Source organism: Pseudomonas sp. HMWF021, assembly GCF_003061005.1.
Lineage (GTDB): Bacteria > Pseudomonadota > Gammaproteobacteria > Pseudomonadales > Pseudomonadaceae > Aquipseudomonas.
Window position 1 is genome coordinate 1 of record NZ_QAIK01000182.1, and the last position, 10,571, is coordinate 10,571.

Sequence of the window (10,571 nt, forward strand, 5' to 3'; positions counted from 1 at the left end):
GAACGACAACTGGACCGCATACGTTGCCGGCGGCGCCAAGCACACCCGCGAAGTCGGGCGCTACAACTCGACCACCCTGGTGGGCAACAATGGCGCTTCGTACACCACCGGCTCGTTCATTCCGCACGATGAAGACAACACCAGCCTGATGGCCGGCCTCAACGGCAAGTTCAACACCGGCGCCGTCAGTCACAAGCTCAACTTCGGTTTGAGCGGCCTGTGGGCTGAACAGCGCAGCGCCTACGATTTCGACCTGACCAAGTACGCCAACAACATCTACCACCCGGTGGAAACCCCGTCGCCGGTCGGTAATTTTTCCGGCGGCGACCTCAGCGATCCGGGCATTGTCGGCAAAACCTTCAACCGCAGCCTCGCGCTCTCCGACACCCTCGGTTTCTTCGATGATCGCCTGCTGATCACCGCCGGCCTGCGTCGCCAGCAACTGGTGGTGCAAGGCTACAACTACGCCAGTTACGGCAGCGGCAGCCGCAAGTCGAGCTACGACGAATCGATCACCACGCCGGTCTACGGCATCGTGTTCAAGCCGTGGGAGCATGTGTCGTTCTACGCCAACCACATCGAAGGCCTGGCGCAAGGCCCGACCTCGCCGACCAGCACCGGCGGCTTGCGTGTGACCAACGGCAACGAGGTCTACGCACCGGCCCGCTCCAAGCAGACCGAAGCCGGGGTAAAAGTCGACATGGGCAGCTACGGCGCGAGCCTGGGCGTGTATCGCATCGAGCAGCCGAGCGACGGTTACTGCGAAATCAACAGCGCCACCACCTGCACTTACGTGCGTGAAGGCGAGCAGATCAACAAAGGCGTGGAAATGAACGTGTTCGGCGAGCCGATCAATGGCCTGCGCCTGATCAGCGGCCTGACCCTGATGGACACCGAACTGCGCAACACCCAGAACGGCGCCAACGACGGCAACCGCGCCATCGGCGTGCCGAGCTTCCAGTTCAACGCCGGCGCCGACTGGGACATACCGGGCCTGCAAGGCGTGGCGCTGAATGCGCGGATGCTGCGCACCGGCGGCCAGTACGCCGACGCGGCCAACAACCTCAGCCTGCCGACCTGGAACCGTTTCGACGCCGGCGCGCGTTACGCCTTCAAGGTCTCGCAGAAAGACGTGACGTTGCGTCTGGGCGTGGAAAACCTGGCCAACAAGAAGTATTGGGAATCGGCGCAGGGCGGCTATCTGACCCAGGGTGATCCGCGGGTGGCGAAGTTGTCGGGCACCATCGACTTCTAAACCTCGCCGTGAAATGAAAAAGGCCCCGCAGCTTTACCGTTGCGGGGCCTTTTTTTGTTTCTGCGGCGAGTTATAAGCCCCCTTCGCGAGCAAGCCCGCTCCCACCTTGGAATGCGTTCGACGGTGGGAGCGAGCCTGCTCGCGAAGGGGCCGGCACTGGCTAGCCTTTCCATCTGATCCATACTTGATCCACAGCCAACGGAGGACAGGCCCATGAACCGCAGCGACGTACTGATCATCGGCGCCGGCCCGACCGGTCTGGTGCTGGCCCTGTGGCTGAGCAAACTGGGCGTGCGCGTGCGCATCCTCGACAAGACGTCCGCCCCCGGCACCACTTCGCGGGCGCTGGCGGTGCAGGCACGCACCCTGGAGCTGTACCGCCAGCTGGACCTGACCGACACCGTGGTGCGCAACGGGCACAAGGTTGCGGCGGCGAATTTCTGGGTCAAGGGCAAACCGGTTGCGCAGTTGCCGCTGCAGCGCATCGGCGAAGGGCTGACGCCCTACTCGTTCATCGAAATCTTCCCCCAGGACCAACACGAGCGGCTCCTGCTCGAACGCCTCGAAGACTACGACGTGACCGTTGAGCGCAACACCGAACTTGAGAGTTTCGACCAGACCGGTGACGGCCTCACCGCGCATCTGCGCTTGCCCGACGGGCAGCAGGAAATCTGTCAGGCGTGCTTTCTGGCAGGCTGCGATGGCGCCCGCTCGGTGGTGCGCAAAGCCCTCGACAGCGGTTTCCCGGGCGGCACCTATCAGCAGATTTTCTACGTCGCGGATGTGCAGGCCAGCGGCCCGGCCCTCAATGGCGAACTGCATCTGGATCTGGACGAAGCGGATTTCCTCGCGGTGTTCCCGCTGGCCGGTGAAGGCCGCGCCCGGCTGATCGGCACGGTGCGCGACGAACGTGCCGACCACGCCGAAACCCTGCAGTTTGCCGACGTCAGCAGCCGCGCCATCGAGCACCTGAAAGTGCACATCGACGAGGTCAACTGGTTCTCCACCTACCGCGTGCATCACCGCGTGGCCGAACACTTTCGCAGCGGCCGGGCGTTTCTGCTTGGCGATGCCGCGCACGTGCACAGCCCAGCCGGCGGCCAGGGCATGAACACCGGCATCGGCGATGCGATCAATCTGGCGTGGAAACTCGCCGCCGTGCTCAACGGCAGTGCCACGGCAAACCTGCTGGACACCTACGAAACCGAGCGCATTGCCTTCGCCCGCCGCCTGGTGTCGACCACCGACAAGGTGTTCACTTTCGTCACTGCCGAAGGGCGCATCGCCGATCTGCTGCGCACGCGCCTGGCACCGTTTCTGATTCCGAAAATGGCAGCCTTCGAGGCCAGCCGCGAGTTCCTGTTTCGCACCGTCTCACAGGTCACCCTCAATTATCGCGGCATGCCGCTGAGCCAGGGCACCGCCGGCCACGTGCACGGCGGTGACCGCCTGCCGTGGGCGCATGATGGTGAGGGGGATAACTACGAACCGTTGCGCCAGCCGTGCTGGCAGGTGCACGTGTACGGCGACACCAGTGACGAGATGATCGCCTCGTGCACTGAACACAACCTGCCGCTGCACGTGTTCGACTGGCGTCCGGCGTTTGAAACAGCGGGGTTGGGGCGTAACGGGTTTTATCTGCTGCGCCCGGATACGTATGTGGCGATTGCCGATAACAGTGCGGATCCGAAGGTGATCGAGCGGTACTTTCGGGATCACGGGATAAGGCCGTTCTTCGCCTGCCCCTGACCCAAGAACACCCTGAATTCCTGTGGGAGCTGGCTTGCCAGCGATAGCGGTGGATCAGCCAACATTGATTTTGACTGTACCGACGCAATCGCTGGCAAGCCAGCTCCCACAGGGGTATTTCGGTGTCTGTCAAATCCCGGCCAGCGCCAGATCCATCGCAAAGTAGGTAAAGATCAGATCCGCACCCGCGCGCTTGATCGCGCCCAGGCTTTCGCGCACCACGCGGTCCTCGTCGATTGCACCCGCCTGCGCGCCGAACTTGATCATCGCGTACTCGCCGCTGACCTGATACGCCGACAGCGGCAGGTTCGAGGCTTCACGGATGTCGCGGATGATGTCGAGGTACGCACCGGCCGGTTTGACCATCAGCGCATCGGCGCCTTCCTGCTCGTCGAGCAGCGATTCGCGCAGGGCTTCGCGGCGGTTCATCGGGTTCATCTGGTAGCTTTTGCGGTCGCCCTTCAGCGCGCTGCCACCGGCCTCGCGGAACGGGCCGTACAGCGCCGAGGCGAATTTGGTCGAGTAGGCCATGATCGGAATCTGCGTGAACCCGGCGTCATCCAGTGCGCGGCGAATCGCCCGCACCTGGCCGTCCATCGCCGCCGACGGGGCGATCACGTCAGCGCCGGCACGCGCAGCCGCTACGGCTTGCTTGCCGAGGTTGATCAGGGTCTGGTCGTTGTCGACTTCGTGGTTGTGCATCACGCCGCAGTGGCCGTGATCGGTGTATTCGCAGAAGCAGGTGTCGGACATCACGATCATTTCCGGCACCGCGTCCTTGGCAATTCGCGACATGCGCGAGACCAGGCCGTTTTCGCGCCAGGTGTCGCTGCCGTTGGCGTCCAGATGATGGGAGACACCGAAGGTCATCACCGACTTGATCCCGGCACGGGCATAACGCTCGATTTCGCTGGCCAGCTTGCGCTCGGGAATGCGCATCACCCCCGGCATGCTCTTGATCGGTACGAAGTCATCGATTTCTTCTTCGACGAAAATCGGCAGCACCAGATCATTCAGGCTGAACTCGGTTTCCTGGAACAGACTGCGCAGGCTCGCATTGCGGCGCAGACGGCGGGGACGTGCTTCGGGGAACTGGCTGGACATGGTGCTTCCTGAAAACGGCAGATGAGACGAAAGTCGTAGGGGGCGAAGCTTATGCCTTCGCCGGGCGCAGGTACAAACCTGGATCAATCAAGACAGCATTACCGGCGGTGCAATAATCCCTCAAACACCCCACATCCCCCTGTAGGAGCTGCCGCAGGCTGCGATCTTTTGATCTTGATTTTTACAAGAAAGATCAAAAGATCGCAGCCTGCGGCAGCTCCTACAGGGATTTGTGTTGATTACGAGGGAATGGTCAGGCCTCGGACAACCGCCGGGCGCGCCACAAAGCGCTCCAGCACCCGGGTCACGTTGGGGAAATTGCTGATCCCGACCAGATCCCCGGCCTCATAGAAACCGATCAGGTTGCGCACCCACGGGAACGTGGCGATGTCGGCGATGGTGTAGCGCTCGCCCATGATCCAGTCGCGGCCTTCCAGGCGTTTGTCGAGCACGCTGAGCAGGCGCTTGCTTTCCTCGACGTAGCGATCACGCGGACGCTTGTCCTCGTAATCCTTGCCGGCGAATTTGTTGAAGAAACCGAGCTGGCCGAACATCGGGCCGATACCGCCCATCTGGAACATCAGCCACTGAATCGTCTCGTAACGCAGCGCGCCTTCCTGGGCCAGCAACTGGCCGCTCTTGTCAGCGAGGTAGATCAGGATCGCGCCGGATTCGAACAGCGGCAGCGGCTGGTCCTCGGGGCCGTGGGGGTCGAGGATCGCCGGGATCTTGTTGTTGGGGTTCAGCGACAGAAATTCCGGGGACATCTGGTCTTGCGTGTCGAAACCCACGCGGTGCGGCTCGTACGGCAGGCCGATCTCTTCGAGCATGATCGAGACCTTGACGCCATTGGGGGTCGGCAGCGAATAGAGCTGAATCCAGTCAGGGTACTGCGCGGGCCATTTCTGGGTGATCGGGAACGCGGACAGATCGGTCATGGGAAACATCCAGTCACATGGAAAGCACTGATCATAATGTAGGAGCTGCCGCAGGCTGCGATCTTTTGATCTGACTTTAAAAAACCAAATCAAAAAGATCGCAGCCTGCGGCAGCTCCTACACGAACCGTAACATCCTGCGGGTAACGTGCATGAACCAAACCGGTCTCAGAGGACTCTGAGCTATGCCTTTCGCCAAGGAAGCGCGACACACGACATGGACAACGCCCGGTGCTGGGAGCCCGCGGTGTAAGGGTTGGTCAGCCCCAACCGAATTTGCTGAAGAATCCTTTATTCAATGACGAACCTCATGAGTTTCGCCAAACGCTTCAAACATCGTGCCTGCGTGGCCCTGCCCTCCCTGCTGGCGGTCAGTGCACTGACCTTGTCGCTGGAGTCAAGCCAGATTCGCGCACAACCGGTGGACGGTACGCAGACGCTGGTCTTCCTGCGCCACGCGGAAAAACCTGCGGGCGGTCTCGGCCAGCTCAACTGTCAGGGCCTGAACCGGGCGATCGAGCTGTCGACCCTGCTGCCGGAAAAATTCGGCAAGGCCGATTACGTGTTCGCCGCCAACCCGACGCGCAATGTCGAGGAAGGCGAACTGGACAACTCCTACAGCTACATCCGCCCGTTGATGACCATCAGCCCCGCCGCGATCAAGCTCGGCCTGCCGGTGAACATCGAGTTCTCCGCCAACGACACCAGTGACCTGGCGCGCGAGCTGACCGAAGACAAGTACCACAACGCGACGATCTACACCGCGTGGTCACACGGCTACCTGCCGGAGCTGATCAACAAGGTGGCGGGCCAGGCGGTTGGCGAAAAACAGACCATCACCGATGACTGGGCGGCGGGCGATTTCGATTCGCTGTACGTGCTGACCCTGACCTGGCACAACGGCAAGGCCAGTTTGCAGAGCCATAGCTACAAGCAGGGGCTGGATAACGGCAAGGTGACTTGCCCGACTTGAGTGATGGGTCGTCTGTCAGTTCCTCATCGCTGGCAGGCCAGCTCCCACAGGGTTTGAGTGATGCTTGAATCTACGGCATCCCCAAAACACTGTGGGAGCTGGCTTGCCAGCGATGGGGCCAGCAAGGACAGCATCAAATCTGCTGATTCACCCGCTCGCGCAAATACTCGATCACAGCTTCGCGCTCCCCGGCAAACTCGATCCGTCCGCCCTTCTTCTCACGCTGAAAGACATACATCGGGTCGTAATACTCACGCAGCAACCCTTCGATCCAGCCACGGTGCAAATCCACCGATCCGCTGCGCGCCTGCTCGGCCAATGCGTCTTCCATCAACAGCAACATCCGCCGATGGCGCTCGCCCCCCAGACGCTTCTGCACATTGTTCAGGCTTTCCAGCAAGCGCTCGCAGAACAGCGCAAAACCTTCCTCACCGTGCACCGCCGAAAACTCCGCCGACAGATCCACCACGTAATCACGCAGGATCCGCTCGACCCGATCCTCAAAACGGTCTTCCAGCCAGACCATCGGGTACTGCTGCATGCCCTGATATAACGGCAATGGCAGCGCACAACTGCCCACCACCCGGCTCTCGTCTTCCAGCACGAATTGCTCGATACCGGCAGCACGCTTCTTGAGGATGTCGATGGCCAGACGGTTTTCAAAATCGATGTTCGACGGCTGCCCGGTGGCGCGTTTGCCGAAGCTGGAGCCACGGTGATTGGCGTGGCCTTCCAGATCCAGGCCGTTGCGCAACTGCACCAGCACCTCGGTCTTGCCCGTACCGGTCATGCCACCCAGCAATACGAAATCACACTGTCCGATTGCCTGCTCAAGGGTGTCGATCAGAAAGTTACGCATCGCCTTGTAGCCGCCACCGACCCGCGGATAGTCGATGCCAGCCTCATCGCGCAGCCACTGTTGCGTGATCTGCGAACGCAAGCCGCCACGAAAACAATAGAGATAGCCATCAGGATGGGCCCGGGCGAAATCGGCCCAGGCCTGGATGCGCTCGGCCTTCACCGCGCCGGACACCAGTTGGTGCCCCAGCTCGATGGCGGCCTGCTGGCCGTGTTGCTTGTAGCAGGTGCCGATTTTCTGCCGCTCGCTGTCGTTCATCAGCGGCAGGTTGACCACGCCGGGGAACGCGCCTTTGTGAAACTCGACCGGTGCACGGGCATCCATCAGCGGCCGGTCGTTGAGGAAAATATCGCGGTAATCGGTGCAGTCGCGGGACATCAAATCACCTCGACTGCGTGGGTCTGTCGCTCGACCAGTTCGCCGATCGGCGCCAGGTCCAGGCCCAGTTCAGCGGCGACGGCGAGAAATTCGTCATTACCTTCAGGGGTGACCGCAATCAGCAGGCCGCCGCTGGTCTGCGGGTCGCACAGCACACGCTTGTGCAACTCCTGCAGACGCCCGAGCTTGCTTGAATAGCTGTCGAAGTTGCGCAGAGTGCCGCCGGGCACGCAGCCCTGTTCGAGGTAGTACTCGACGCTGTCCAGGCGCGGCACGTGGTTGTAGCCGATACGTGCGGTCAGGTGGCTGCCGTCGGCCATTTCCACCAGATGCCCGAGCAGACCGAAACCCGTGACGTCGGTCATTGCGGTGACGCCGGCCAATTTGCCGAAACGACTGCCGGGTTTGTTCAGGGTACACATCCAGTCGCGGGCCACGCCGATATCGCCGGGACGCAACTTGCCCTTCTTTTCGGCGGTGGTGAGGATGCCGATGCCCAGCGGTTTGGTCAGGTACAGCAGGCAACCGGCGGTGGCGGTGTCGTTGCGCTTCATGTGGCGCTTTTCCACCAGACCGGTCACGGCCAGGCCGAAGATCGGCTCCGGCGCATCGATCGAATGCCCGCCGGCCAGCGCAATACCCGCCGCGTCACACACCGCCCGCCCGCCGCGAATCACGTCGCGGGCCACTTCCGGCGCCAGCACATTGACCGGCCAGCCGAGGATCGCGATCGCCATCAGCGGGTCGCCGCCCATCGCGTAGATGTCGCTGATCGCATTGGTGGCCGCGATACGGCCGAAATCGTAAGGATCGTCGACAATCGGCATGAAGAAATCAGTGGTCGACACCACACCGCGCTCGGCATCGATCTCGTACACCGCCGCGTCATCACGCGAGGCATTGCCGACCCACAGTTTCGGGTCAAGGTTCTGCGCACCGCTGCCGGCCAGAATCACTTCCAGCACCTGCGGGGAAATCTTGCAGCCACAACCGGCACCGTGGCTGTATTGGGTCAGACGAATCGGCTCGCTCATGGGGGAGTCTCTGGCAGTTGATGGGGCGGATTCTAGCAGAGCGCGGGCCGGCTGATTCTTGGGCTGAATGTCACGGCCCCTTCGCGAGCAAGCCCGCTCCCACAGGGGATCGCTGTCATTCACAAATCCTGCTTTCACTGAAGATCCAGTGTGGGAGCGGGCTTGCTCGCGAAAGCTATCGACGGGTCACCACGGCTTCACGGCCGGGCACAAAAGGTGCCCTGATGAAAAACCATTTGCCACTGCTCGCCCTGCCGCCGCCATACCGAACTGCGCAAACTGTCCGCCGGCATCCGCTGGTCGACAGCGCCGGTATGGCAGTGATACGTCACCAGCGCCGAATCTTCCGACAAGGGCTTGAGCGTGAACTGACTGACGGTACGTGGTGCGAATGCTTGCTGCGGCAGCGCTGCCAGCACATCGGACTTGTTCCAGATGCCGCCGCTGGCGCCGAATTCGACAAAGTCGTCCGCGATCAGTCGCGCCAGTTCAGCGGCATCCTCGCGCACGGCGCGCGACAGCAGGCGGTTTTCCAGATGTAACAAATGCTTCGACAGATCCATCTCGTTCCCACCTCAGTGCATAAATCACTCGCCACGAAGACTTTCGATTGTGCAAAAAAAACCGCCCTTTCGGGCGGCTAAAGTGCTTCGACCATGATTCAGAAGCTTTGGCTGAAGCTGATGTTGAAGGCGCTGTCGTTGTTGTCGCTCGAGACCTGTCCCGAGTAGCCGATGCCCAGTTTGCCGGTCGGAGTGACCTGGAAGTCCACGCCGGCTTCGAGCAGTGCGCTGTCCTTGGCAATCGGCACGCCCTGGGTACTGAACGAGGCGCCGCCGTCGATGAAGGTCAGGTCGGCGTCGGGTTTGGTGTCGCCGTAGGCATGGCGCCAGCCGATGGCGGCGCGTGGCGTCAGTTGGCTGCCGTTGGCCAGGGTCACCAATTTGCCGATGCGCACGCCGAGGGTCGAGTAAGTGATGTCCTGATCGGCGTCGGCCTTCAGGCGCCCCACTCCACCTTTCTCCTTGGCGGTGTCGCTGTCGTAGTTGACGTAGGCAAGACCGGCGAACGGTTCGATGGCAACACCGGCGGCGTTGATCGCATAGCCCACTTCGCCGAACACCTGAGCACTGCGCGCATCGTAATCGGCCTTCAGACGATCGTTGTAGCTGCCGACGCTGACATCGCGTTTGGTCTCGATGCTGTGCCAGCTGTAGGCCGCGCCGAGGCGCACTGCCAGTGCATCGAATTGCGAGTTCAGATAACCGGCCAGGTGGTAGCTGTCGACCTTGGCATCGGAGTTGCGATCATGCGCGTTGAGGTTGCTGCGGGTGTAGCCAGCCGCCATCCCGGCACGCCAGGTGTCATCCAGCGCCTTGTCGGTGCCAAGCATGAAACCGCCGAGGTTGCGATCGACCTTCGCCGTGTTGCTGTCGCCGCCCATGTCACCCCAGGCACCGATGGCCCGGATCCAGCCGACCATTTCCCCGTGGCAACCGTTGCTGCTCAGTTGCGTGTCGCTCGGTGCCAGGGTTTTGCGTGGATCGTCCGAGGCGCTGCATGACGGCTGGCGCATGCGGTCATTGACCGCCTCACGGATGAAGCGCGAGTCCTCAAGCATGGCGCTCGAGGTGCTGGCGTGGATTTCACCGGAGAGGCTGTCGAAGGCATTGCGCGCACCGGCCACGCTGAGGTTGACGATCTGGTTCTGCAGCGCCGCGCCGGCCGCACCGTTGTTGCTCAATGCCGTGGCGGTGCCGCGCTGGTTGCCGGTGGCCGCAACGTCGGCAAACGAGTTGCCGTTGCGGCTCACGGCCAGGGTCACCGAGTCGGCACCGTAGACCAGCGAGCTGTCGAGGAACGCGTACTGCGGCAGATCGGCGGCACTGAAGGTGCCGGTCACACCGCCACCCGCAGTGATCAGTGAGTAAGTGGTGTTGCCGGTGAACGGCGCGAGGCTGTTGACCACCAGACCACCACCCAATGCCGCCGTCCCCCCTACCGCCAGCGGTGTGGCGGTGGGCGAACTGACGGTCAGCGCCAGCACACCGTCCGCCGCGTTGGTCAGATTGCCGGCCACGCTCAAGGTGCCGTCAGCGCCGCCGGAAGCGACCACGCCATGGTTGAGTACCGAACCGACGCTGCCGTTACCGCTCAGTCCTGCACCGTTGGCGACGGTAACCTGTCCGCCCAGCGAAGCCGGTGCCGCTCGGCTGCCGACCTGGAGCACGCCTTGATCGACCGAGACGGTGCCGCTGAACGGCTGATTGCCGGTCAGCAAC

General features: G+C 62.2%; 9 protein-coding genes. 3 read left to right on the forward strand and 6 right to left on the reverse strand.

The window, feature by feature from the left end; genetic code table 11:
- Both DBR18_RS26395 and DBR18_RS26400 read left to right on the forward strand, forming a co-directional pair.
- On the forward strand, positions 1 to 1,255 hold a 1,255-nt coding region (locus tag DBR18_RS26395), incomplete at its 5' end, for a TonB-dependent siderophore receptor (RefSeq protein ID WP_146188801.1).
- 213 nt (positions 1,256 to 1,468) lie between these two features.
- Positions 1,469 to 3,004 carry an FAD-dependent oxidoreductase gene (locus tag DBR18_RS26400; RefSeq protein WP_108592519.1) on the forward strand — a complete coding sequence of 512 codons (1,536 nt, stop codon included), beginning with the start codon at positions 1,469 to 1,471 and terminating at the stop codon, positions 3,002 to 3,004.
- 129 nt (positions 3,005 to 3,133) lie between these two features.
- On the opposite strand, the gene hemB is transcribed toward DBR18_RS26400, so the two are convergent.
- Both hemB and DBR18_RS26410 read right to left on the reverse strand, forming a co-directional pair.
- Positions 3,134 to 4,108: a porphobilinogen synthase gene (gene hemB, locus DBR18_RS26405; RefSeq protein WP_003223551.1), complete on the reverse strand. Its 975-nt coding sequence runs from the start codon at positions 4,106 to 4,108 to the stop codon at positions 3,134 to 3,136.
- A 239-nt stretch (positions 4,109 to 4,347) separates the two neighbouring features.
- Positions 4,348 to 5,046, reverse strand: a complete 699-nt coding sequence (locus tag DBR18_RS26410) for a glutathione binding-like protein (protein ID WP_108592520.1) — start codon at positions 5,044 to 5,046, stop codon at positions 4,348 to 4,350.
- Between the two features lie 297 nt (positions 5,047 to 5,343).
- On the opposite strand from DBR18_RS26410, the gene DBR18_RS26415 reads away from it, so the two are divergent.
- A complete protein-coding gene (locus DBR18_RS26415) occupies positions 5,344 to 6,018 on the forward strand; it encodes a histidine phosphatase family protein (RefSeq protein WP_108592521.1) in 675 nt (224 codons plus the stop codon).
- A gap of 133 nt (positions 6,019 to 6,151) precedes the next feature.
- On the opposite strand, the gene mnmH is transcribed toward DBR18_RS26415, so the two are convergent.
- The 4 genes from mnmH to DBR18_RS26435 form a co-directional block, all read right to left on the reverse strand.
- Positions 6,152 to 7,255 carry a tRNA 2-selenouridine(34) synthase MnmH gene (gene mnmH / locus DBR18_RS26420; RefSeq protein WP_108592522.1) on the reverse strand — a complete coding sequence of 368 codons (1,104 nt, stop codon included), beginning with the start codon at positions 7,253 to 7,255 and terminating at the stop codon, positions 6,152 to 6,154.
- Positions 7,255 to 8,289, reverse strand: coding sequence for a selenide, water dikinase SelD (gene selD / locus DBR18_RS26425; protein WP_108592523.1), 1,035 nt, complete (start codon positions 8,287 to 8,289; stop codon positions 7,255 to 7,257). Before selD ends, mnmH begins: the two co-directional genes overlap by 1 nt.
- 197 nt (positions 8,290 to 8,486) lie before the next feature.
- A complete protein-coding gene (locus tag DBR18_RS26430) occupies positions 8,487 to 8,852 on the reverse strand; it encodes a DUF4440 domain-containing protein (protein ID WP_108592524.1) in 366 nt (121 codons plus the stop codon).
- 98 nt (positions 8,853 to 8,950) lie between these two features.
- A partial coding sequence (locus tag DBR18_RS26435; protein ID WP_146188802.1) for an autotransporter domain-containing protein occupies positions 8,951 to 10,571 on the reverse strand: 1,621 nt, incomplete at its 5' end.